The sequence below is a fragment of the Streptomyces durocortorensis genome (genome assembly GCF_031760065.1).
Lineage (GTDB): Bacteria > Actinomycetota > Actinomycetes > Streptomycetales > Streptomycetaceae > Streptomyces.
The window spans coordinates 4,985,476-5,009,071 of sequence record NZ_CP134500.1 but is presented as its reverse complement, the minus strand read 5'-3'; the positions used below and the strand labels follow the sequence as shown (position 1 = coordinate 5,009,071).

17 protein-coding genes are annotated in these 23,596 nt (G+C 73.3%); 5 read left to right on the top strand and 12 right to left on the bottom strand.

Annotated features, from left to right (window positions below):
• Positions 1 to 51 precede the first annotated feature (51 nt).
• The 5 genes from RI138_RS22355 to RI138_RS22335 form a co-directional block, all read right to left on the bottom strand.
• Complete coding sequence (locus RI138_RS22355) at positions 52 to 1,665, bottom strand: prenyltransferase/squalene oxidase repeat-containing protein (RefSeq protein ID WP_311121350.1); 1,614 nt, start codon at positions 1,663 to 1,665, stop codon at positions 52 to 54.
• Between the two features lie 103 nt (positions 1,666 to 1,768).
• Positions 1,769 to 3,286, bottom strand: a complete 1,518-nt coding sequence (locus tag RI138_RS22350; RefSeq protein WP_311121349.1) for an FAD-binding oxidoreductase — start codon at positions 3,284 to 3,286, stop codon at positions 1,769 to 1,771.
• 58 nt (positions 3,287 to 3,344) lie between these two features.
• Entirely contained in the window at positions 3,345 to 5,126 is a 1,782-nt protein-coding gene (locus tag RI138_RS22345) for an FAD-dependent monooxygenase (RefSeq protein WP_311121348.1), read from the bottom strand.
• 81 nt (positions 5,127 to 5,207) lie between these two features.
• Positions 5,208 to 6,140 carry an aromatic prenyltransferase gene (locus RI138_RS22340; RefSeq protein WP_311121347.1) on the bottom strand — a complete coding sequence of 311 codons (933 nt, stop codon included), beginning with the start codon at positions 6,138 to 6,140 and terminating at the stop codon, positions 5,208 to 5,210.
• 91 nt (positions 6,141 to 6,231) lie between these two features.
• Entirely contained in the window at positions 6,232 to 8,106 is a 1,875-nt protein-coding gene (locus RI138_RS22335) for an AfsR/SARP family transcriptional regulator (RefSeq protein ID WP_311121346.1), read from the bottom strand.
• A gap of 221 nt (positions 8,107 to 8,327) precedes the next feature.
• On the opposite strand from RI138_RS22335, the gene RI138_RS22330 reads away from it, so the two are divergent.
• Complete coding sequence (locus tag RI138_RS22330; protein WP_179500082.1) at positions 8,328 to 8,495, top strand: hypothetical protein; 168 nt, start codon at positions 8,328 to 8,330, stop codon at positions 8,493 to 8,495.
• Between the two features lie 12 nt (positions 8,496 to 8,507).
• On the opposite strand, the gene RI138_RS22325 is transcribed toward RI138_RS22330, so the two are convergent.
• Together RI138_RS22325 and RI138_RS22320 are read right to left on the bottom strand one after the other, a co-directional pair.
• Entirely contained in the window at positions 8,508 to 11,540 is a 3,033-nt protein-coding gene (locus RI138_RS22325; protein ID WP_311121345.1) for an AfsR/SARP family transcriptional regulator, read from the bottom strand.
• Positions 11,541 to 11,704: 164 nt separating this feature from the next.
• Complete coding sequence (locus RI138_RS22320) at positions 11,705 to 14,314, bottom strand: AMP-binding protein (RefSeq protein ID WP_311121344.1); 2,610 nt, start codon at positions 14,312 to 14,314, stop codon at positions 11,705 to 11,707.
• Between the two features lie 269 nt (positions 14,315 to 14,583).
• Here RI138_RS22320 and RI138_RS22315 point away from each other — a divergent pair, with 269 nt between their 5' ends.
• Together RI138_RS22315 and RI138_RS22310 are read left to right on the top strand one after the other, a co-directional pair.
• Positions 14,584 to 15,117, top strand: a complete 534-nt coding sequence (locus RI138_RS22315) for a hypothetical protein (RefSeq protein ID WP_311121343.1) — start codon at positions 14,584 to 14,586, stop codon at positions 15,115 to 15,117.
• 177 nt (positions 15,118 to 15,294) lie between these two features.
• Complete coding sequence (locus RI138_RS22310; RefSeq protein WP_096633059.1) at positions 15,295 to 15,543, top strand: SCO4226 family nickel-binding protein; 249 nt, start codon at positions 15,295 to 15,297, stop codon at positions 15,541 to 15,543.
• 77 nt (positions 15,544 to 15,620) lie between these two features.
• Here the strand turns inward: RI138_RS22310 and RI138_RS22305 are convergent, their stop codons facing one another.
• Positions 15,621 to 17,144: an MFS transporter gene (locus RI138_RS22305; protein WP_311121342.1), complete on the bottom strand. Its 1,524-nt coding sequence runs from the start codon at positions 17,142 to 17,144 to the stop codon at positions 15,621 to 15,623.
• A gap of 103 nt (positions 17,145 to 17,247) precedes the next feature.
• Between RI138_RS22305 and RI138_RS22300 the strand changes: the two genes are divergently transcribed.
• Complete coding sequence (locus RI138_RS22300; protein WP_311121341.1) at positions 17,248 to 18,129, top strand: helix-turn-helix transcriptional regulator; 882 nt, start codon at positions 17,248 to 17,250, stop codon at positions 18,127 to 18,129.
• A 106-nt stretch (positions 18,130 to 18,235) separates the two neighbouring features.
• Here RI138_RS22300 and RI138_RS22295 read toward each other — a convergent pair whose 3' ends face one another.
• Positions 18,236 to 19,657: an MFS transporter gene (locus RI138_RS22295; protein WP_398864337.1), complete on the bottom strand. Its 1,422-nt coding sequence runs from the start codon at positions 19,655 to 19,657 to the stop codon at positions 18,236 to 18,238.
• 230 nt (positions 19,658 to 19,887) lie between these two features.
• Here RI138_RS22295 and RI138_RS22290 point away from each other — a divergent pair, with 230 nt between their 5' ends.
• Entirely contained in the window at positions 19,888 to 20,820 is a 933-nt protein-coding gene (locus tag RI138_RS22290; RefSeq protein ID WP_311121339.1) for an NAD(P)H-binding protein, read from the top strand.
• Here the strand turns inward: RI138_RS22290 and aroB are convergent.
• From aroB to aroC, 3 genes are read right to left on the bottom strand one after another with little or no spacing between them, the layout of a single operon-like run.
• Positions 20,718 to 21,881 (bottom strand): 3-dehydroquinate synthase, encoded by a 1,164-nt coding sequence (gene aroB / locus RI138_RS22285; RefSeq protein WP_311121338.1) that lies wholly within the window; start codon positions 21,879 to 21,881, stop codon positions 20,718 to 20,720. The two genes, RI138_RS22290 and aroB, sit on opposite strands and share 103 nt — an antisense overlap.
• A complete protein-coding gene (locus RI138_RS22280; protein ID WP_311121337.1) occupies positions 21,878 to 22,405 on the bottom strand; it encodes a shikimate kinase in 528 nt (175 codons plus the stop codon). The genes aroB and RI138_RS22280 overlap by 4 nt, the downstream gene beginning before the upstream one ends.
• The gene (aroC, locus tag RI138_RS22275) at positions 22,402 to 23,586 is read right to left on the bottom strand and encodes a chorismate synthase (protein WP_311121336.1); all 1,185 of its coding nucleotides are present in this window, start codon (positions 23,584 to 23,586) and stop codon (positions 22,402 to 22,404) included. The genes RI138_RS22280 and aroC overlap by 4 nt, the downstream gene beginning before the upstream one ends.
• Positions 23,587 to 23,596: the final 10 nt, after the last annotated feature.

The following is a 23,596-nucleotide window of genomic DNA, read 5'->3' as shown; positions in this document are numbered from 1 at the left end:
CGTGGTTGGTGTGGGGGTGATCCGTGGTCGGTGTGGGGGTGAATGGTGCGTTCAGAGGTGCAGGACCCGGGCACGGACGTGCCCGAGGGCGAGCAGCACCGGGATGTCGGTGAGGAGCGGGAAGTGGTAGGCGAAGGGGCGCGGGCCGACCATGTCGGGTGGGCCGCCGTAACTGCCGTCGGCCTTCTGCCGGTCGAGCAGCCAGGTCAGGGCGGTGCCGACGGGCCGCGGGTCCTCCGCGTGGCACAGCGTGATGAGTCCGTAGGCGGTGCTGATGTCGTCGCTGGGGTCGCCGGGTTGCATGCCCCAGCCGCCGTCGGCGTTCTGCGTCTCGCGCACCGTCCGGTCGATCCGCGCGGCCATCGCGGCGGTGCGCGGGTCGTTCGGGCCCGCCGTGCAGGCGGCGAGCCGCACCCGGAACAGGCTGTGCAGCCGGCTGCGGCTCCAGCCCGGCTCGAAGCCGCCGTCGGCGAGCTGGTGGTCGGCGAGGAAGCCGAGCGCCTTGGCCCGCTGCGGTGCGGTGGCCGGGTGCGGGCCGAGCGCGCAGACCGCGGCGGCCGTCATGCACGGCTCGGACGAAGCGTCCCGGACGTAGGTGGGGAAGCCGCCGTCGGCGCCCTGCACGGCCAGCAGTGCGGCCACCCCGTCCCGTACCGTCGCGGCGTGCGCGACCGGGTCGACCACCTGGAGGAACTCCAGGGCGCAGGAGGTGTCGTCGACATCGTTCTGCGCGACGATCGGCGACATCGACCAGCCGCCGGTCAGCGCCGCGCCACGGGAGAGCGAGCGCAGCTCGGCCCCGCCCCGCTGCGCGGCGAGCGTCGCAGCCATCCGGCGCAGCAGTGCGGGGTCCGCGCCTGCCGCGTGCAGGGCGAGGCCTCCGGTGGACGTGCACCAGTTGTGCATCTCCAGGACGAACGGGAAGCCGCCGTCGGTACGTTGGTGGCGCAGCAGCGTCGCGATGCCCCGGCGCACGGTCTCCTCGTGACCGGGCGTGCCGGCGAGCGCGTGCAGCACCAGCAGGTGCATCAGCGCGTAGCCCTCCCACACCGTGGCGGCCGGGTCGGTGGCGACCAGGGTGTCCAGGGCGGCGTCGGTGGCCCGGTTCCGTACGCCGAGGGCGGCGGCCAGGATCAGGGTGATGGACGCCTGCTGGACGGCTGCCCAGGAGTGCAGCGGGTCGGTGGGCACCTCGCCGCCGCCCGGCAGTTCGGCGTCGGCGGGCAGGGGGCAGCCGAGCACCGCGAGCACCGCGTAGACCATGAGGCGGCGGCGGGTGGAGATGAAGCCCGGGGCGGCACCGAGTACGCCTGCCGCCAGGGTGGCGACCAGGGCGCTGTCGCCGCCGGGCGCCCGGCCCGCGGCACCGCCGACGGCGAGTGAGGCGAGGACCCGGTCGAGCTCGTCGGGGGACTCCTGGTGGCCGCGCAGATAGGCCAGGAGGCGGTCCCGGGCCGGGGAGACGTCCCCGGCCCGGGTCATCAGCGCGAGGGCGAGCGCGGATTCCAGCACTCTGCTCTCGCACTGTTCCCGTATCGCGCCGTCGTCGTCGGTTCTGCCGCTGACGTACGCCACCAGCCGGTTCGTGGCCCGGGTCACCTCGTCCGGGCGAATCCCGTCGGGCAGCGTCGGCGGGGCCGGACGCGCGCGGTCCGCGATCTTCATGGAGTGCTCCTGTCTCGGCCGGTCCGAACCGGCGGGGATAGCCAGGGATTACGGGAGGGGCCCGCTCCGCCGGGAGGAACCCCGTGCGGAGCCGGGCGGCGGATCAGCGGATGCTCTGCGCGAACCGGAAGAACCCGTGCCGGTCGTACTTCCGCTTGACCCGGGCCAGCCGCGTGTAGTTCTCGGCGTAGTAGGAGCGCTGCCAGTTCGGCAGGCGCGGGTCGATGAAGTTCTGGTACGTCTCACCGTTGGAGTACGGGTCGATCGTCGCGAAGCCGTCGTCCACGTACTCCCACGCGGCGCTCTTGGCCTCGTCGGAGACCGGCCCGGAGGCGTTCGAGGTGAGGTAGCTGACCGAGAAGAGGCTGTCGCGGTGGACATAGGCGGTGGCGTCGCGGGCCACGGTGTTGGCCTGGCCGCCCAGTGCCGAGATCTGCAACTGGCGCATCTGCCCGGAGAACCGCTTCGAGTCGAACGTCTCCAGGGCCCTGGCCCAGCCCTCACGCGGCATCGTCCGCTCGAACAGACGGCTGCGCCAGGCGCCGAACGCCGGGCGCTGGAGTTTCCCGTCGGGGGAGGTGTCGGCGCGGTGGCACTGCTGGACCGTCAGCTCGGAGCACTGGTACAGCGACATCAGTACCGACTTGTACGGGGCGTTGAACTTCTGCTGGTACACCGGGGGGCGGCCGACCAGCGAGATCAGCCGGGCGATCTCCGCCTGGAACCCCGGGCCGGTGTCCACCGAGCCGAGGAACACCGAGGCGGTCGGCACTCCGCCGGGAGCGGCGTCGGCGAGCGTGACGTTGACACCGCTGCCGACCGTCCACGGGGCGTCGGGCAGCCACCGGGTCCAGCCGTCCAGCATGTCCAGGGCCTGGTCGAAGGTCCACACGAGGTTGATGGCGGCCACATCGGTCAGCGGCGAGGGCGTGACGTCGTAGGACGTGACGATCCCGAAGTTGCCGCCGCCGCCTCCGCGCAACGCCCAGAACAGGTCGCTGTGACGGTTCGCCGAGGCGGTGACGGTGCACCCGTCGGCGAGGACCACCTGCGCCGAGGTCACCTTGTCGGAGGCGATGCCGATGCTGCGGGTGAACAGGCCCATCCCGCCGCCCTGGAAGAACCCGCCCGCCGCGACCGTGGGGCAGTAGCCGCCGGAGATGCCGAGCCCGGCCGGTGCGAGCGTGTCCGTGATGTCGACGAGCTGGGCGCCGGGGCCCATCCGCACGGAACCGTTGCCGAGCACCACGGAGTTGAGCCCGGAGACGTCGATGACCAGGCCCGGGGTGGTGGAGTAGCCGCCCGCGCTGTGCCCACCGCTGCGCGCGGCGACGGGTATGCCGTAGGCCTCGGCGAAGCGGATGCAGTTGGCCACGTCGGAGGTGGAGGCGCAGTAGGCGACGGCCCGCGGGCTGGTGGCGTCGAACTGGACCTGGTAGAGCTGCTTGGCCCGCTGGTAGTCGGCGTCCGACGGGAGCACGAGGCGACCCCGGAGCCGGTCGGCCAGTCGGCTCCACTGGGTGCCGAAGCCGGCCGGCTTCGCCTGTGCGGCACCGGACAGCGCCGTCGCGGCGAGCGCGACACCACCGGCGCCGGTGAGGAAGGACCTTCTGTTGATCATGCTGCTTCTTCCGTGTTCGTGAGGGAGTTCGGGCAGGTGGAGCAGACGCCGTGGGCGGTCACGGGGCCCCGTGGCCCAGGACGAGGGAGAGCACCTCGGTCAGGGCCTGGGCCGGATCGGTCGCGGCGCCCGTGACGCGCCAGGCCACGTGCTGGTCGGGCCGGACGAGGACCGCGCCCGCCCCGTCCGTACCGCGCAGCCGCTGCCAGACGCCGTCGGCGTCGGCGTACTCCGCGCCTTCGCCGCGCGCGCCGATCCGGACCGCGGTCACGGGGACGGACAGCTTCTCGGCAGCCATGGCGGCGGCGTCGGCCCAGGCCGCCCCGTCCGCGCCGGTGATCAGCGTGAAGCCGGTGGCGGAGCCGACGAGGTCGTGGGTGGAGACCCGGCGGCCGTCCCGCTCGACCCAGGCGTGCGGCAGCAGATGCCCCGGCCGGGTTGTCGGCCGGTACACATCGCCCAGCGGTGAGCGGGCCGGCGGGTGACTGCCGTCCGGGACTACCGCGCCCTGCTCGTAGGCGAAGCCGGTCTCCACGTCGAGGGCCTGGCACTCGCCGCGGTGGGTGGCGAAGATCTCCGCGGCCCGGGCGCGCTGGGCGGCCCCGACCGGGGTCGGCGAGAAGTACGAGAAGAACACCGGGGTGCGGCGCTCCGGCGGCACGTGCGGGCCGAGGCCGACGGCGGCGTCGATGACGACCTGGTGGTGCGCGGCGGCGGACATCGCCCAGCCCAGGTTGTACTGCCCGACGGGCCGGCGCTCGGCCTCGTAGGTGTCGAGCAGGCCCTCGCCCGCCCGGCCCGAGAGCACGGCGGCGAGCTTCCAGGCGAGGTTGTGCGCGTCCTGGATGCCGCTGTTGAGGCCGAGTCCGACGGCGGGCGGCTGGCGGTGGGCGGCGTCGCCGACGAGGAACGCCCGGCCGTGGCGGTAGCGCTCGGCGAGCACGGCCTCCACGGTCCAGCTGGTCACCTCGTGCAGGGTCAGCTCCAGTTCGGGCAGGCCCAGCACCTCGCGGATGCGGCCGGTCACCGCTTCGTCGTCGTCGCGGTCGATCCCGGCGAGCGGCAGGTGCAGGCCCCACTCCTCGCAGTGCTTGCCCCAGGTCGGGCCCATCTCGATGAGGGCGCTGGACAGATCGGCGCGGTAGGGGTTGAGGAACCAGGTGATGACCGAGCCCTCGGTCCACCACGGCGACAGATCGGCGGAGAAGTAGGCGGTGGTGGCGTCGAACAGGGCGGGCAGGCCCTCCATACGGATGCCGAGGGCGGGGCCCACCGTGCGGCCGGCGTCCGCCGCGATCACGTACTGCGCGTGGACCGTGGTGGTCTCGCCGTTCTCGGTGGAGCGGATCTCGGCGGTGACGCTCCCGCCGTTCTCGTCCTCGGTGAGCGAGATCAGCTCGTGGCCGAACCGGACGCGCCCGGGGTTGCGCTCCTCCGCATGGCGGCGCAGCACCGGTTCTAGGCGCAGCTGCGGCAGCTTGGCGGGCAGCACGGGTCCCGCCGCTTCGTACGCCTCGCGCAGTCCGCCGCCGCCGAAGCCGTCCATCTCGTGGATGACCCGCCCGTCCAGCGGGCCGTCGCCGGTGAGAGTGGTCTGCCAGCGGACCTTGCCGAACTGCTCGGGGGACGCGGCCGGTTCGGTGACGTCGTCCGCCAGGCCGTACTGGCGGAAGATCTCCATGGTCCGCTGGTTGAGGTAGTGCGCCTTCGGCAGGCGCGAGGTGTCGTCGCGGCGCTCGACCAGCAGGTGGTCGACGCCGTGGCCGGACAGGAAGACGGAGGCGGCCAGGCCGGATCCGCCACCGCCGACGATCAGTACCGGGACTTCTACGGTGCTCAAGGTGCGTCCTTCCAGAGGAAGTCGAGGAGGAAGAGGGAGAGAAAGGAAGAGGAAAGAGGGGGGGAGTGGAGGGAGGCGGGCTCACACCGGGTCCGCGAGGGCCCCTTCGGGGAGCTGCATGATCTCCGGCACGCCGGCGCCCCACCGGTAGTAGGACTGGAGCTTGTAGTACTCGCCGTCCGGCTGGGAGGCGACCGCGTAGACGAACCGCGTGTGCGGATCGGCCCGTTGTACGTGCTGTACGAACAGCCCGATGCGCTCGTCGAGTTCGACGGGCAGGGAGGCCGGGTCGGTCGTCGCCACGGCGAAGCAGATCCGTGTGATGGCCGGCGAGTCCCAGTCGAGGGTCACGTAGACGCCGAAGGCCGCGCGGCCGAGCCGGAGCATCTGCTCGCTGGGTTCGGCCTGGTCGACCTCGCGGAGCATGGCCCGCACGGACTCGGGGGCGATGCCCCCGGCGGGCGGCTCGCCGAAGTAGATGTTGACGGTGCGGTTGCGGTAGTCGATGCCGAGCAGGCCCACGGTGTCGCCCAGGCCGTGCCGGTCGAAGAAGTCGAGGCTCCGGCCGAGGGCGGGCGGCATCGACGGGAGCTCGGCGAGCTTCGCGACGTCCTGGAGAGCGGTGCGGGGCAGCACCACCCAGATCTTCTTGAACCCGCCCACAACGCCGAAGTCGATGCCGTATCCGTCGACGGGGCAGGTGTCGTGCACCTCCGAGAGCAGCCTGGACACCGGGTGGTCCGTCGTCTCCAGCAGACCGTTCTCCAGGGCGAGCCGGTACGGGTCGCTGTCCTGCGGCACGGTGAACCGGCAGTCCAGCTCGCCCGCGCGGCTTGCGCCGGTGGATACCCGGAACGCGATCAGGGCCTCGGGAAGATCTCCTCCGTACAGGTCCAGGATGCGCAGTACGTCCTCGCGTTCGTACCGCACCTCCAGCAGTCCGGCCGCCTCCTCGATGGCCGAGGAGAGGGCCTGTGCCGCGTACTGGCGAGTGATCGGGGCCGCCTCACTCATGGCAGTCACCATCCTTGGGCTTCATCGCGGCCACCCTCGGCCGCGTCTTGAACAGGGCTGTCGCCGGACTTGCCGTCGGCTTGACGCGGGCTCACCGGGGCAGCTCGCGCCGGGGCGTGGTGTCCGCGTACAGCAGGACCAGCGAGTGGAAGCGGTAGCGGCCCTCGCCGAGGTGGCCGTCGGGCTCGGCGAGGAGCAGGCTGCCGTCGACCAGTTCTTCCAGGGCGTGTTCCGCCTGGGCCTCGGTCAGGCCGGTCAGCTCGCCCGCGAGCCGGGCGGTGAAGGGGCCCGGCCCCACCGCGGCGAGCCAGGGCACCAGGGCGGCGGTGGCCGGGCTCAGCCGGGTGAGGGCCCGGCCGAGCGTGCGGGCCAGGTCGAGCCTTCCGTAGCTCAGGGCGGCAAGCCGTGTGCGGGGGTCGGCCAGCCGGTCCGCGAACCGGGCGATGGTCCGGTGCGGGCGAGCGGCGAGCCGGGCGGCCGCGATCCGCAGCGCGAGTGGCAGTCCGGCGCAGTGACGGACCAGGTCCCGGACGGCCCCGGGCTCGGCGCCGGTCCGCTCGGCCCCGACGGTTTCGGCGAGCAGCGCGGCGGCGTCCTCGTCGCCCAGCGGTCCGAGGCCGACGGTATGGACGGCGGGCACGCACGCGGGCCGCCCCCGGCTGGTGACGAGCAGCGCGCTGTCCGGTCCGGCGGGCAGCAGCCCGGTCAGCTGTACGTCGCTGGACGCGTCGTCCAGGACCACGAGCAGCCGGGCGTCGGCGGTCCGGGCCCGGTAGCGGCCGACCAGTTCGTTCAGGCCGTGGCGGGTCGTCAGTCCGTTGCGGTCCGTGGTCCGTTCGGCGCTTCCGGCCTCGCCCAGCGCGGCGAGGATGTCGCCGAGGACGGCGCCGGGCGGCCGGGCGGCCCCGTCGGCGTCGTGGAGTTCGGCGTGCACCACACCGTCCGGGAACGCCTCGGCGCAGCCGTGGGCCACTTCGGCGGCCAGGGCCGTCTTTCCGCTGCCCGGCATCCCGGTGACCAGCGCCGCCCTGAGCCGGGCGGCGGGGTCCGAGGGTCGGCTCAGCAGCAGGGATCTGAGCCGGGCCGCCTCGGCGGTGCGCCCGGTGAACGCGGCGGCCCGGGCGGGCAGCAGCACGGGCGGCCGCCGGGGGGGAAGGCCGGGGCCCTCGCCCCGCAGCATCCGCAGATAGGCCGTGCTGAGCCGTCGCCCGGGCACGACACCCAGCTGTTCGTCGAGGATGCGCCGCCCCTCGCCGTAGACCTGGACGGCCTCGGCCTGCCGGTCGGAGCGGTGCAGGGCGGTGATGAGGTGGGCGCGGAGGTTCTCGTCCATGGGGAAGCGGGCTACCAGGGAGAGGAGTTCGGGCACCAGTGAGCGGTGGCGGCCGAGCGACAGGTCCGCCTCGATCCGGCGCTCCAGCGCCTGCGCCCGCAGGAATTCCAGCCGCGGCCGCTCGAACTGGAGAAGATGCTCGGTCACGTTTTCCAGGGCGTGGCCGCTCCAGCAGTCGAGCGCACCGCCGAGCAGTCTGCCCGCTTCTTCGTGGCGGCCCTCTTCCAAGGCCCGACGGCCGAGCCGGTCGAGCCGTTCGAAGGAGAAGAGATCGACTTCGGCCGCACGAACGTCGAGAACGTAGCCCGGCCCTTTCCGGAATATCTCCACCCGGTTTCCGAGTGTCTTTCTGAGCCGGGAAACGTAGGTGTAGATCTGCGCGTTCGAGGTGGGCGGCGGCGCGTCGCCCCACAGGGCGGCGCTCAGCCGGCTGTCGGCCACCAGAGCGCCGCGGGCGAGCAGCAGCACCGCGAGCACGGTGTGGATCTTCGTGCCGGAGAGCGGGACCGGAGCGCCCTCCCGGGTCGCGGAGACCGGGCCCAGCAGCCGGAAGGCAAGCACCCCCGGGGCCTCGGTTTCGACGGCTCCCGCATCGGCTCCCTCGGCGGCTCCCTCGGCGGGCAGGAAAGCCACACCAGCAGACTTCACCACAGCGCATCTCCGTCCCGCGGACCCTCGGCGAATCCATCGCCGGAAAGCTATGCGCGGGCACTTTCAGCGCGTTATCGGCACGATTTCGAGTGCGCGAAATGGCCGGGACATCGAATCAAAAGCATATGCCTCCTATGATGCTTACAGAAACCTCGTCAGGGAGTTTCTTCCAGCATTACCGGCCACCATGAGGAGAATCGTTCATGCGTAAGCCCCGTACCTCGGTCGCACGTGCGCTCGCCGGCACCGCGCTCCTCCTGCTTCTTCCCCTGCTGGCCGCCATGGGCGCCGAGCAGAACACGGGCGACCTGCCGTGGACCGAGGTCAGGGCCCACGTCACCACCGCGGACGACGACCTGCCCTGGACGTGACCCGCAGGCGGCTCAGCCGTCGGCGAGCAGGCAGACCAGGACCGAGCCCTCGATGGGGCGGACCGTGTCGTGGGACTCCAGAACCTCGCGCAGCCGCCCCGCCCGCCGTGCCCACATCGTCGCGTTGAAGGTGCGGAACTCCTCCTGGGCCCAGTCCAGCGGCTCACCCGCCCCGGCGGTCCCGCGGATCGCCTCGGCGCAGGCGAGATGGATGATGATCCGCGCCTGGAGGAACCGGTCGCCCACCTCCTCGGCGAGCCGCAGCGCCCGCAGCAGGCTGGCGCGGGCGCGGTGCGGCTCGTTCTGCCGCCACTGCGCCTCACCGAGGGCGCACAAACCGTGGGCCTCGCCGAGCCGGTCGCCCTGGCCGCGGGCGAGACCCACCACGTCGTGGCAGATCCGCTCCGCCTGTGCCGACCGGCCCGTACCGAGCAGCGCCTCGGCCAGCCGGTAGAGGTTCTGGGTACGGCTGCGCAGCGACCCGGCCTCGTAACTGACCTCGATGGCCTGGTTGCTCAGCTCGACGCCGCGCTCGGGGTTTCCCTGCTCGATCTCCATCTGGGCGAGCAGCCCCAGCGCGTGGGAGAGGCCCGAGTAGTCCCCGGCCCTTCGGAACAGCACCAGGGATTCCTCGCAGTAGCGGGCCGCCTCGGCGATGTCCCCGAAGAAGCGGGCGCACACCGCGAGGTTGCGCCGCGCGATCGCCCGGCCCTGGGTGTCGTCCGTCCGCTCCAGGTGGACCAGGGCGGTGAGCAGCCGCTCCCGCGCCTCCTCGTAGCGGCGCTGGTAGATGGCGAGCGTCCCCAGGGAGCGGAGCATGGTGCCCGCGCCTCGCGTGTGGCCCGCGCGCCGGGCGCCTTCGAGGGCACATTCGGCGGTGCGCCGCCAGTCCTCCAGGTAGTTGCGGGTCTCGTAGAACGGAACGGTCCCGACAACCAGGAGCCAGGCGCGGCCCGCCTGCCCGTCGCGGACCGCCTGCGCCACCAGGGCGCCCAGCGTCTCCCGCTCACCCTCGAACCACTCGATGGGGTCGGCGACGAGTTCACTGACCGTCTCCCCCGGTACGGGCTCGATGTACGCCGGGCTCTCCTGCGGGGCCTCGCCCCTGCCGTACAGCTGCTCCTGGGCGGCGTACACCAGCGTCAGCACGGCGGCCATGACCCGCTCCAGAACCTGATCGCGCTCCTGCGGGCTGTCCTCGGCCAGGCAGCGTTCCCGGGCGAACAGCCGCAGCGGGTCCTGGAAGCGGAAGCGGGTCCCGCCGCCGTGTGCGGGGCGGGCCTCCAGGAGCTGGGCCTTGACGAGCTGGTGCAGCAGCTCCTCGGAGGCGGCCGGGGTGACGCCGAGGACGGGGGCGCCGATCCAGGCGGGGACGTCGGGCACCTCCAGCATGCTCAGCTGTCGGTAGAAGCGTGCGGCCTGCACCGACAGGGCACGGTAGCCGAGCCAGACGCCCGAACGCAGCCCGCTCTCACCCGGGTTGAGCACACCGATGCGCTCACGGCGGTCCTCCATCCGCGCCGCCATCTGGCCCAGCGACCACCGATGGTCGGAGAGCAGGCGGGTGGCGACGACCCGCAGCGCCAGGGGAAGCCGGTCGCACAGGTCCACCAGGCGCTCGGCCGCGACCGGTTCGGCCGTCACCCGGTGCTCGCCGATCGTGGCGGCGAGCAGGTCCAGGCTCTCGGCCGCGCTCATGGCGCCCAGCTCGACCCGGGCCACGGCGAGCGTCCCGGCGAGCCCGTGCAGCGGGTCACGGCTGGTGACCACGGCCCGGACGGAGCCGCGGCCGGGCAGCAGCGGACGGATCTGTTCCACGGAGCGGGCGTTGTCGAGGACGACGAGCAGCCGTCTGCCGTCCAGGATTCCGCGGTAGAGCGCGGCCCGGTCCTCCAGGCTCTCGGGGATCGAGGTGCCGGGCACACCGAGCGCGCGCAGCGCCCGGTCGAGGGCCGCCTGCGGTGTTCCGGGGCAGCCGCGGCCGTGCGCCTGGAGGTCCAGGTAGAGCTGGCCGTCGGGGAAACGTCCGGCGACCCGGTCGGCCCAGTGCAGGGCGAGCGCGCTCTTGCCGACCCCGGCGGGACCGCAGATGGCGGCGACGCCGGCCGTCGGGCCGCCGGAGTAGCCGGGTCCCGGCGGCACGATCCTCCGCAGCAGCTCCAGTTCGCCCTCCCGTCCGACGAACGGCTCTGGAGGTAAGGGCAGTTGGCGGGGGACGAGGTCCAGTACGGCACTGGAAGCGGTGTCGGGAGCCACGGCGTCCGGCACGACGGCGGCCCGCATCAGGGCCCGCCCGTCGCCCGCCAGCACCGTACGGTGCAGTTCCCTCAGTTCGGCGCCCGGTTCGACGCCCAGCTCCTCGACGAGGACGCGGCGTCCTTCGCGATAGCAGTCCAGCGCTTCGGAGCGGCGGCCCGAGAGGTGGTAGGCCTGCATCAGGACGGCCCGGGCGTGCTCGCGCAGCGGGTGTTCGGCGACGACCGGGCCCAGGCTCTCCACCACCGACCGATAGCGGCCCTGCTGGAGCTGGACGGCGGCGTACTCCTCGGCCAGGTCGATGCGCAGCTCGGAGATCCGGCCCACGGTGCCGCTCAGCGCGCTGCCGTCGAGGCCGTCGAGGACCGGGCCCGACCACAGGGCGAGGGCGTCCTCGAAGCGGGCCGCCGCCTCGCTCGCGTCCCCCGCCTCGACGGCGGAGCGGGCAGCGGCGGCCGACTCGTACAGGTCGGCCACATCGACGTAATGGCCCTCCCGGTGCAGCACATAGCCGGGCAGCAGCGTCTCGATGAGGCCGCTGACGCCCGCTTCGTCGCGGAACGTCTTGCGCAGCGCGGAGACGCAGATGGCGATCTGGTTGCGGGCGGTGGCGGGCGGGTCGCTGTGCCAGACGGCGTCCGCGAGGGCGTCCACGGAGACGGCGCGGCCCGGGGTGAGCAGCAGCACGGCGAGCACCGTACGCTGCCGGGCGCTGCGCAGCAGCAGCGGACGACCGTCCACGCTCACCTTGAGCGGGCCCAGCACCTGGAATGACAACCGGGGCGTCACACCGCCTCCTTCCAGGACCGCACGCCCCGCCCCCCGCGAAGACACTGCGAAGACATTGTGTGAAGCAGGCCTGGCCCTGACAACACAATTCTCTACCAACTCACGCTACGTGCCTGCCCCTTCTCCGCTCCCCCCAGGAGCGAGCCCCCTCCTGTCACGTTCCGTCACCGCCTGTCCAGGGGGTTCTCCGTCATCTGGCGTATGCCCCTCAGTCGGGCCTCGACCGCCTCGCTCAGCCGGTCACCGGACCGGCTGTTGGCCAGCACGACCAGGCCGGGGCCCGTGCGCGGGCGGAACACCGACCTGGCGTAGTGACCGGCCAGAGCAGCCGTCTGCCCGAACTCAACACCGGAGCGGTGGGCGTCGAGCATCGCGGCGAGGCCGTGGAGCGGGCGAGGACCCGGGGCCCGCAGGCGGGCCGCGGTGTCACGGCCGACCAGCGCGAGCGGAGCGCCCAGCGCGCAGCGCCCGACCTCGATCGCCACGGCGGCCAGGTCGGCCGCCGTGGTCCACAGCTCGACCGGGTCCGCGGCCCGGTGTCCACCGTCGAGCGCCCGCCCGGCGGCGTCGTGGCCCGCGCGCGCCGCCCGGGCGCCGGTCCTGCCGTTCGTACGGGGCGAGGGCCCGCCGAACCAGCTGTCGTCCATGCCGAGGGGCCCGAGTACCAGGCGCCGCAGCAGCGGCCCGAACGCCTCGCCCGTGGCGTCCTCCAGCAGCGCGGCCAGCGGGGCCATGGCCGCCTCCACCCGGCGGCGGCCCAGCAGATCCCCCAGAGGGACGGACGCGCCCCCGGCCCGGCCTGCCTCCGCGTGCAGCGGCAGCACCCCTTCGTCCACCAGCCGCAGCGCCCCCAGGGCGGCGACCTGAAGGCCCAGCTCCCCCGCCGGAAACGCGGTGCGCGGGGTGATCCGCCGCCCCTCCCCGTCAGTGCCCGCGGCCTCGACGGCGACCGGGCGGCCGCCGCCCCCCAGCACGGCGACACAGGCGCCCGGCACCCGATGCTCCTCGATCAACCCGGCGAGGCCGAGCCCGGGTTGCCGCCCGCCGGGCAGGGTGCGGGGCCCGGGGGAGGCGGCCTGGCTCTCCACCGGAGCACCGGGCAGAGCCGCGCGCACCACGTGCCCGGCGGCGTCGCGCGGCATCTCGTCGAGGAGGGTGAGGCTCCCGGGCACCAGGTGCCGGGGCAGCCGCCGCCCGCAATGGGCCGCCAGCGCCGCCGCGTCCAGGCCCTGCGCGCCGGGGCGCGGCACCACGTAGGCGGCGAGGGCGTCCTCTCCCGAGGCCCCCCTTACCGGGACGACGACGGCCTCGCCGACGCTCGGGTGGTCGTGCAGCACCTCCTCGGTTTCCGCCGGGTCGGCCCGGTGACCGCGCAGCCACAGCTGCCGGTCGGCACGGCCGAGCAGCCGCACCTCGCCCGCAGCGGTCCGGAGGGCCAGCTCCCCGGTGCGGTGCATCCGTGTCCCCGCAGGCCCGTAGGGGTCGGGGACGAACCGCTGGGCCGTCAGCGCGGCACGGCCCGCATAGCCGCGGGCGACGCCCGGACCGGCGACGTACAGCTCACCCACCCCACCGTCCGGGACCGGCAGCCAGGCCTGGTCGAGCACCCGCAGCGCTTCGCCGGCCCAGGACCGGGCGGGCGGCAGGAGGGGGCCGTACGACGTCTCGGCCGCCCCCTGGACGGAACGCAGTCGGCCGGGGCCGAGCCGCTCGGCTAGCCGCGCTGTCGCACCCGCCGACTCCCCGCCCACGACCACGAACCGGGAGGCGAGCGACCCGCTCGCGGAGTCGCCCAACTGACACACAAGAAGCTGCCACTGACTGTTCGTCACCGCGAGGAAGGAGAACGGACCGGCTTCCGCGAGCCACTCCCCCAGCTCCGCCAGGTCCAGATCCCGCGGCGCGAACAGCACCCGCTGACCGGCGCACAGCGGGGCCCACAGGCCCATCGCCGCCGACTCCCGGGCCACCGAGGTGAACACCGCCGTCCCTCCTCCGCCCGATCCGGTCAACTCCCGCACAACACAGTCGATATGGTGCGCCAGACCGCGATGGGTGACCGCCACGGCAAGGGGGCGCCCGGCCGTCCCGGCCACCGGCGTCACATACGCCACGTCCTCCGGGTCGGGCGTCCCGGCGAATGGCTCGTCGGAGCACCGGGCGAGGGCGGCGCAGACCTCGGGGTCGTCCACATACCGGACCGGCCCCCGGAACTCCGTCGGCCCGTGGGCGACTTCGGTGACGAGGAACCGGGCCCCCGCGCCGGCGAGCAGCGCGCGCAGCCGGGCCACCGGGAAGTCCGGGTCCAGCGGCAGACACCCGGCGCCCGCCTTCCAGACGCCGAGGGTGACCGCGTGCAGCTCGGCCCCCCGCCCGAGCAGCACCCCCACCAGCGTGCCGCGCCCCACGCCCAGAGAGCTCAGATACCGGGCCCAGCGGTTCGACGCCGCGTCGAGCCCTTCGAAGGACAGCGCGAACCCCTCGCCCTGCACGGCCACCTCCCCCGGCACCCGGCGCGCCTGGTCCCCGACGACACCCGCGACACCGACGCCCCCCGCGCTCACCCCCGCCGTCGTCCGACGGCGCAGCCCCGTCGGACGGAGATCGGTCCACACTTGCTGGACCCGGGCCAGACACCGCTCCCGCGACCCTCTGGTCCCCTCGGCCCGCCAGCCCGCGGGCAGTTCACGCTCCGCCCACCAGATCGAGAACTGGCCCTCGCCATTGAGCACGACGCGCCACTCCGGGGGGGCGACGCTCTGTCGTTCGGACAAGGCTGCTCCTGTTCGGTCCATGGACCTCCCCGGATCGGAAGGGTCGGGCCCACCTTGCCGTCGTGGCCCATACCTGACCTATACGGCCTCCCCGTGCAGCCCCGGCACCCCACTCCCTGCAGCTCAGCGGCGTCAGCCAAGAGATCGCCAACCACCGGCAGAGGATCACGGGCTCTACTGCTTCAGCGACGCCGGGCCCGGCACTCGTGCACCTGCACGTTCTGTCAGGAATCAGGAATACGACACCTGCCAAGAAGGAGCACACCCCCATGAACGGCTTCTCGACGCGACGCTTCACCTTCACCGCGATCGCCGCCACCGGCGCGCTCGCAGCGTCCCTGTCCCTGGCCGGTTCGGCGGTCGCCGTCGCCCCGGCGTCGGCGACCGCCTCGTACAACTGCGACGCCGCGGGCAGCGGCACCATCACGCTCACCGCGGCCGACTCGGGCAGCGGCAAGACGGTGCGGATCGACTCCACGGACATCCGCACGCAGTTCCCGCTCGCGGCCGACACCGTGACCACCACGCTGAAGCTGCAGAAGACCTCGGGCGGCGCGACGAGCGAGGTGCAGTTCTCGGGCACCGTGCACGACGCGGCGACCACGGGCGACCCGCTGTCCTTCGGCCCGCTCCCCCTCTCCGCCGGTTCCCTGGCCGCCGGTGACACCACCGATTCGGTGGCGCTCACGGGCACGCCGAGCGCGAGCAACTGGTCCGTGAAGTTCGACGTGACCAACCCCGCGGGAACCTTCACCTCCTACTGCACCGCCACCAGCAACCAGTCGGCCGCCTTCACCTGGTAGCCCACGGTCACACCGCGTCCCCGGAAGCCCGTGCTTCCGGGGACGCGGCGTTTCCCGGCCCCCGCCCGGCAGCGGCGGGCAGCGGAGACGCGGTCCCGCCTCTGCCCGCGCCGCCGAACGGCATCAGGTGCAGCATGGAAGGGGGGCCACCACCCCACCATCGGAGGTGCGCAGGTCATGGGAACGTACATGGATGTCCACCGCGGCATGAAGGGCATCACATCCGAGCAGTTGAAGGAGGCCCACGCGGCGGACACCGCGATCGAGAAGGAAGAGGGCGTTCACTTCGAACGGGCCTGGGCGGACCCGGAGTCGGGCACGGTCTACTGCCTGTCCACCGCCCCCTCCGCGGAAGCCGTCCAGCGCATCCACGAGCGCGCGGGCCACACGGCCGACGAGATCCACGCGGTGCCGCTGGCCGTGTGAGACACGGCCTGGTCGCGGCCGTGGGATACGGCCTGGCCGCGACCGGCGCCGCAATGACGTGCTCGCGACCGGCACCGCTATGACCTGGTCGCCACCGGTTCCTCCGCGGCCTTCTCGTGACTGCCGGAGTCCGGACCGTCCGCCGCCTGCTTGGGGAGCCAGCGCAGCGCGGCCGTTCCGAGCGCGGCATGCAGCAGGCCCGCCACCACCACGACGACGTGCAGGCCGGTGACGAACGCGCTCTTCGCGTCCTGGATCGCGGACGGGAGCAGGGAGGGCAGCTGAAGGGTCTCGTCGAGCGTGGGGGCGAGGTCCGGGCCCTGGAGACGGAAGAGCAGCGCGGCGAGCGAGCCGAGGATCGCGATACCGAGGGCGTTGCCGATCTCGTTGCTGGTCTCGGCGATCGCGCCGGCCGAGCCCGCCCGCTCCGCGGGGACCGCGCCGACCGCGGTGTCCGCGACGACGGCGAAGGAGATGCCGTATCCCAGTCCGGCGATCACGGTCGAGGCGATGTACCAGCCGATCCCGGCGGTGACCGTGGTGGGAAGCAGCAGCAGCAGGCCGCCCGCGATCGAGAAGTGGCAGACGAGGAGCGCGGCCCGCTTGCCGATGCGTTCGACGACGGTGGGCGTGACGATGCACGAGAGGGTGAGGGCCACCGCGCCCGGGAGCGCCAGGAGCGCCGCGTTCAGGACGCTCAGGCCCAGTACGGACTGGAGGTAGATGCCGGACAGATAGGCCGCCGCCGACCAGGCGGCCAGGGGCAGCAGGCCCGTGATGATGGCGATGCTGAAGACGCGGTCGCGGAAGAGGGAGAAGTCGATCAGCGGGGTTTCGAGGTGCCGTTGGCGCAGGCCGAAGAAGGTCAGTACGGCGATGCCGAGGATCATCGTGGTGATCGGCAGGGCCGAGATGCCGTCGGCGGCCAGGTGCTTGATGCCGTAGATCGTGAGCAGCAGGCCTCCGGCGGAGGTCACGACGCTGAGCGGGTCGACGCGGCCCGTCCCGCCCGCCCTGACCTCGCCGAGGAGGACCGGCGCGAACACCAGGAACACCACGATGACGGGGAGGTTGACGAGGAAGACCGAGCCCCACCAGAACGACCCGAGGAGGGCGCCGCCGACGACCGGGCCGATGGCGAAACCGGCCGCGAAGGCCGCGGCGAAGATGCCGATGGCCTGCGCCCGGCGCCGGGGGTCCGGGAAGAGTTCGCTCAGCACGGCCAGCGCCGAGGGCAGCAGGGTCGCGCCGGCCACGCCCATCAGCGCCCGGCAGGCGATGAGGAGTTCGGGGGTCGGTGCGAACGCGGCCCCGGCGGAGCCGAGGCCGAACACGGTCGCGCCGATCATCAGGAGCTTCAGCCGCCCGTAGCGGTCGCCGATGCTGCCGAAGGCGACCAGCAGTGAGCCGACGGCGAAGCCGTAGATGTCCAGGATCCACAGCGCCTGGTCGGCGGTGGGCGAGAGGGCCTGGCTGATCCGGGGCATCGCCAGGAACAGGATCGATCCGTCCATGGAGACGAGGAGGACCGGGCCGAGGACCACCGCGAGCCCGAGCCAGGCCCGCAGTCCGGGTGCGTTGTGCGCATGCTGTTGAGTCATGGTGCCGAGGCTCGGCCACGGCGCGGCCGACAGCCATCCCCGTGGTGTGGGTACACCCGACAGGTACACCCACAGGGCTGGCGGGCGCTCTACGCTCGGATGCATGGAGAGCCTCGGAACGTTCCTGAAGAGCCGCCGTGACCGGGTCACTCCGGCTGAGATCGGTCTGCTGACCTACGGCACCTCCCGCCGGGTCCCCGGTCTCAGACGGGAGGAGCTGGCCCAGCTCGCGGGGGTGAGTGCGGGGTACTACACGCGTCTGGAGCAGGGGCAGGCGGAGACCGCCTCCGAGCAGGTGCTCGACGCGCTCGCCCGGGTGCTCCGGCTCGATCAGGTGGAGACCGTCCATCTGCACAACCTCGCCCGGCAGTCGGTGAAGCCCGGTCTGGGCGAGCCGCCCCGCGAGGAGCCCCACGCGCGGGTTCTGACCCTCCTGGAGTCCCTGGGCGAGGCCACCCCCGCGGTGGTGCTCGGCAGACGGGGCGACGTCCTCGCGTGGAACCGCACCGGGCACGCGCTGGTCGCCGAGCACATCCCCTACGAGGCGCCGCGGAATCCGGCGGAGCGTCCGTCGATCCCGCGGATGTTCTTCCTCGACCCGCACACCCGCGACATGTACCGCAACTGGCCGGATCTGGCCAAGGTCCACGTCGCCTATCTGCGTCTCACCGCCGGCCGCTATCCCACGGACGCCCGGCTCGCCGGACTTATCGGCGAACTCACCATGAACAGCCCAGACTTCGGCGCGATGTGGGCGACGGGTGACGTCTCCGACTGCACGACGGGGGCCATGCATCTGCAACATCCCACCGTCGGCGCGGTGAGCGTGGACTACCAGGTGTGGCTCCAGCCCGACAGCCCCGACCACCGCGTCGAGATCTACACCCCCAACGACGCGACCTCCGCGGACGCGTTGCGCGTGCTGAACCAGCAGAGCGGGGGCGACGAGCCCGAGTCGGTGACCGTACGGGCCGAGCGGCGCTGAAAGGCCCGCGCCCGCCCCTGGCGTACTCGGAACACGTACGCCAGGGGCGGGTCGCGGGCCCCACGTCCTGTCGCGGGTTCCACACCCTGTCGCGGGTCCCACGTCCTCAGGACACGGTCTGCTCCTGCCGGTCCGGGGCCCCGGCCGTCGTGTCCCGGTCCTCGCGCGGCAGCCAGCGCACCGCGAGAACGCCGAGCGCGAGCGTGAGCGCGGCCGCGACGCCGATCGCCGCGTGCAGTCCGGTGACGAAGGCGTCCTTGGCCTGGGCGGCCGTCTCGTCGGACAGCCCCGGCGTGGACAGCGTCGTGTCGAGGGTGCCCGCCGTACCGGGGCCGAGGAAGCGGAAGAAGAACGCGGCGAGCGAGCCGAGCAGGGAGATGCCGAGCGCGCCGCCCAGCTCGTTGCTCATCTCCGCGATCGCCCCGGCCGAACCGGCCCGCTCGGCGGGCACCGCCGCGACGGCGGTCTCCGCGACCAGGCTGAAGGAGAGCCCGTAGCCGACGCCCGCGATGACGGTCGAGGCGATGTACAGCGCCGCACCGGCGGAGGTGCCGGTGAACATCAGCAGCAGGAGCCCGGTGCCGATGAAGAAGTGCGAGGCGATCAGCGAGGCCCGCTTGCCGATCCGGTCGACGACACCCGCCGTGCCGATGCAGGCCACGGTGAGCACGGCCGCGCCGGGCAGGGCGAGGAACGCCGCGGTGAGCACCGTGAAGCCGAGCACCGACTGGAGGTAGACACCGCTGAGGTACCCGGCCGCGGCCCAGGCCACCAGGGAGAGGAGTCCGGTCAGTACGGCGACGGTGAAGACCCGGTCGCGGAAGAGGCCGAGGTCGAGCAGCGGCTCCTCCAGCGTGAACTGCCGGCGCACGAACCAGACCAGGATGGCCACACCCAGCACGCCGATGGCGAGCTGCTCCAGCGAGAACCCCTCGGCCGCGGCGGCCTTGACGGAGTAGACGGCGAGCAGGATGCCGACCGCGGACTGCACCACGCTCAGCGCGTCCACCCGGCCGGGCCGGGCCTCCCGGACCTCCTTGAGGAGCTTCGGGGCGAAGGCCAGGAAGACCACCACGACGGGGAGGTTGATCAGGAACACCGAGCCCCACCAGAAGCGGTCGAGGAGCAGACCGCCCGCGACCGGGCCGACCGCGAAGCCCGCCGCGAAGGTGGCCGCGAAGATCCCGATCGCCCGGGCCCGCTGCTTCGCGTCGGGGAAGAGGTTGCTGACGATCGCCAGGCCCGAGGGCAGCAGCGTCGCGCCACCGAGTCCCATCAGCCCGCGTGAGGCGATGAGGAGTTCCGGGCTGGTGGCGAAGGTGGCGCCCGCCGAGCCGATACCGAAGAGCATCGCGCCGCCGAGCAGGAACTTCAGCCGGCCGTGCCGGTCGCCGAGGTTGCCGAACGCGATGAGCAGCGAGGCCACCACGAAGCCGTAGATGTCGACGATCCACAGGGACTGGCCCGCGCTGGGGGAGATCGCCTCGTTGATGCTCGGCATCGCGAGGTAGAGCACGGAGTTGTCCATCGCCACCAGCCCGACCAGGCTGAGGACCAGGGTGAAGCCGAGCCAGGCCCGGCGGGGTGTTGTGCTGTTCGTGGTCAACGTACTTCCTCCAGGGTGAGTGCGGCCGGGCCGCGGAGCGGCGGGGGGAACGGCCGCCCGACAAAAAACATAGTGCTCATTATTATCTTTGCATAGTGATCGCCCCCGGGCCAGCCGTGGTGATAGTCATGGAGCCGGAGAGAGGAGAGGCCTTGCGTATTGCACTGACGGGCGCGACGGGGACGGTGGGGAGCCGGGTGGCCCGCCTCCTCGCCCCGCAGTACGACCTGCGCTGCCTGACCCGCTCCCCGGAGCGGGCGGTGGCCCGCCTACCGGTGCCCGGCGCGGCCGTCGAGGCGGACCTGGACGACACCTCCTCGCTGACGCGGGCGCTCGCCGGGGCGGACGCGCTCCTCGCGGTCACGTTCGACCCCCTGCGGGACACCCACGACGAGCACCTCCTCACCGCCGCGCGCCGGGCCGGGGTCCGCCACGTCGTGAAGGTCTCGGCCCTCGCGGTGACCGACCCGCAGGCGCAGGACGCGATCACCCGCTGGCAGCGGGCGTGCGAGGAGCGCGTACGGGCGTCCGGGATGTCCTGGACGCTGCTGCGCCCCCGCGCCTTCATGTCCAACTGCCTGGACTGGACACGGTCCGTGCGCGCCGAGGGCGTCGTGCGCACGCTGCACGGCGCTTCCGCGAACTCCTGCGTCGACCCCAGGGACGTGGCGGAGGCCGCCGCCCTCGCCCTGACCTCCGCGGAGTGCGCGGGACGCGCGTACGCGCTGACGGGACCGGCCGCCCTGTCGGCCCGGCAGCAGGCCGCGCAGCTCGGCGAGGTCCTCGGCCGCCCGGTACGCCACGAGGAGCTGACCGAGGCACAGGCCCTGGCCGTGTGGCGCTCCCGCTACCCCGACGCCCTCGCGGCGGCGCTCCTCGAAAGCGCGGACCGGCAGGCCCGGGGAGCCAAGAGCGCCGTGGACCACGGGGTCCGGGAGGCGACCGGCCGGGAGCCCGGTACGTTCCGGGCGTGGGCGCGCCGTCACCGCTCGGCCTTCCGCGCGGCGGAGCCGGTGGAGGCGGCCGGGGAGGAGCCGGTGCGGGAGGCCGGGGAGGCCGCCGTCGAGGCGCAGCCCCCGGCGTAGACGGTATGCAGGAGCGCCGGGTCGGGGCCCGCCAGCACGGCGGGCCTGGCCAGGCCGTCCAGGACGACGAAGCGCAGCAGATCACCGCGCGCCTTCTTGTCGAGCCGCATGGTGGCCAGGAGCCGGGGCCACTGGTCACCCCGGTAGGTCACCGGGAGGCCCACCGAGCGCAGGACCGTGCGGTGCCGGTCGGCGGTGGCCTGGTCCAGACGGCCCGTCGCCCGGCCGAGTTCCGCGGCGAAGACCAGGCCGACGGAGACCGCCTCGCCGTGCCGGAGGCGGTAGCCCTCGTTCCGCTCGATGGCGTGGGCCAGGGTGTGCCCGTAGTTGAGGATCTCCCGCCGGCCGGACTCCTTGAGGTCCTCCGAGACGACGTCCGCCTTGACCCGGATCGCCCGCTCGATCAGCTCAGCGGTGTGCTTCCCCTCGGGGCTGCGGGCGGCCTCCGGGTCGGCCTCGATCAGGTCGAGGATGACCGGGTCGGCGATGAAACCGGCCTTGATGATCTCGGCGAGGCCGGAGACGTAGTCGTGGACCGGCAGCGAGTCGAGCGCGGCGAGGTCGCAGAGCACGCCGGCCGGAGGGTGGAAGGCGCCGACGAGGTTCTTGCCCTCGGCGGTGTTGATGCCGGTCTTGCCGCCGACGGCCGCGTCGACCATGCCGAGGACGGTGGTGGGCACCGCGATCCACCGCACCCCGCGCAGCCAGCTGGCCGCGACGAAACCGGCCACGTCCGTGGTCGCGCCGCCGCCGACACCGACGATCACATCGCTGCGGGTGAAACCGGCCCGCCCGAGGGCCGACCAGCAGCGGGCGGCGGCCTCGGCGGTCTTGGCCTCCTCCGCGTCCGGCACCTCGACGGCGATCGCCTCGAAGCCCTGGGCGGCGAGGTCCGCCCGTACGGTCTCGCCCAGCGGGGCCAGCGCCGCCGGATGGATCACCGCGACGCGGTGGGCCGGCCCGACCAGCTCACCGATGGCACCCATGAGCTGACGCCCGACGAGGACGTCGTACGGGTCGCTCCCGGCGCTCCCCGCGACGGGGATGCGGACGACGGTCATGGCAGGGCCCCCACGGACGCGCCGATCAGCTCGGACTGCACCGCCGAGGCGACCTGCCCCGGGGTGCGCCCGTGCGTGGACACCACGGCTCGGGCCACTGACAGGTACAGGGGGCGCCGCGTGGCCATCAGGCCGAGCCACCGGTTCCCGAAGTCGTCCCGCAGCAGCGGCCGGGAGTCGTCGTCCCCCAGGCGTTCGCGGACATCGGCGAGGGTGGCGTCCAGGAAGACGACCGGCAGCCCGCGCAGCGCCTCGCGCGTCCCGGCCCGCACCACGGCCCCGCCGCCCAGGGCGAGCACCCCGGAGTGCTCGTGCAACGCGGCGCGGACCGCCTCGTGCTCGATGGCGCGGAAGTGCCGCTCGCCCCGTTCGGCGAAGATCTGGCTGACGGTCCGGCCGGTCAGCCGCTCGATGTCCTGGTCGGTGTCGCGTACCGCCGTGCCCGTACGCGCCGCGAGGATGCGTGCGACCGAGGACTTGCCCACGCCGGGCGGGCCGACGAGCACGGCCAGGGGGGAGGTCATGCGATCTCCAGGTGGGCGAGGAAACCGGAGACGTTACGACGGGTCTCGGCCACGCTGTCGCCGCCGAACTTCTCCGCCACCGCGTCCGCGAGGACCAGGGCCACCATCGCCTCCGCCACGATCCCGGCGGCGGGCACCGCGCAGACGTCCGAGCGCTGGTGGTGCGCGACGGCCGCTTCGCCGGTGCTGACGTCCACGGTGGCCAGGGCGTGCGGAACCGTCGCGATGGGCTTCATCGCGGCCCGTACGCGCAGGAGTTCACCGGTGGTCAGGCCGCCCTCGGTGCCGCCGGAGCGGCCGGAGGAGCGCCGGATGCCGTCGGCGGTGGGCACGATCTCGTCGTGGGCCTGCGAGCCGGGCACGCGCGCCAGACCGAAGCCGTCGCCGACCTCGACCCCCTTGATCGCCTGGATGCCCATGAGCGCCGCGGCGAGCCGGGCGTCCAGGCGCCGGTCCCAGTGCACGTGCGAGCCGAGCCCTACGGGCACCCCGTGGGCGACGACCTCGACGACGCCGCCCAGGGTGTCGCCGTCCCGGTGGGCCTGGTCGATCTCGGCGACCATCGCCTTGGACGCGTCGGCGTCCAGGCAGCGCACCGGGTCCGCGTCGAGCCGCTCCACGTCGCCGGGTCCGGGCACGTCCCCGTACGGGGCCTGCGCGGCGCCCAGCTCCACGACATGGCTGACGATCTCGATCCCGGCCGTCTCCTTCAGATACGAGCGGGCCACCGCCCCGAGCGCCACCCGCGCCGCGGTCTCCCGGGCGCTGGCGCGCTCCAGCACGGGGCGCGCCTCCTCGAAGCCGTACTTCTGCATCCCCGCCAGATCGGCGTGGCCCGGACGCGGGCGGGTCAGGGGGGCGTTGCGGGCGAGGCCCGCGAGTTCGGCGGGGTCGACCGGGTCGGCCGACATGACCTGCTCCCACTTGGGCCACTCGGTGTTGCCGACCATGACGGCGACCGGGGAGCCCAGGGTGAGGCCGTGGCGTACGCCACCGAGGAAGGTCACCTCGTCCTGCTCGAACTTCATCCGCGCGCCCCGGCCGTAACCGAGCCGCCGCCGGGCCAGGGCCTGCGCCACCAGCTCCGTGGTGACCGGGACCCCTGCGGGAAGCCCCTCCAGCGTCGCGACGAGTGCGGGGCCGTGCGACTCCCCCGCGGTCAGCCAGCGCAACCTGCTCATCCTTTCCCTG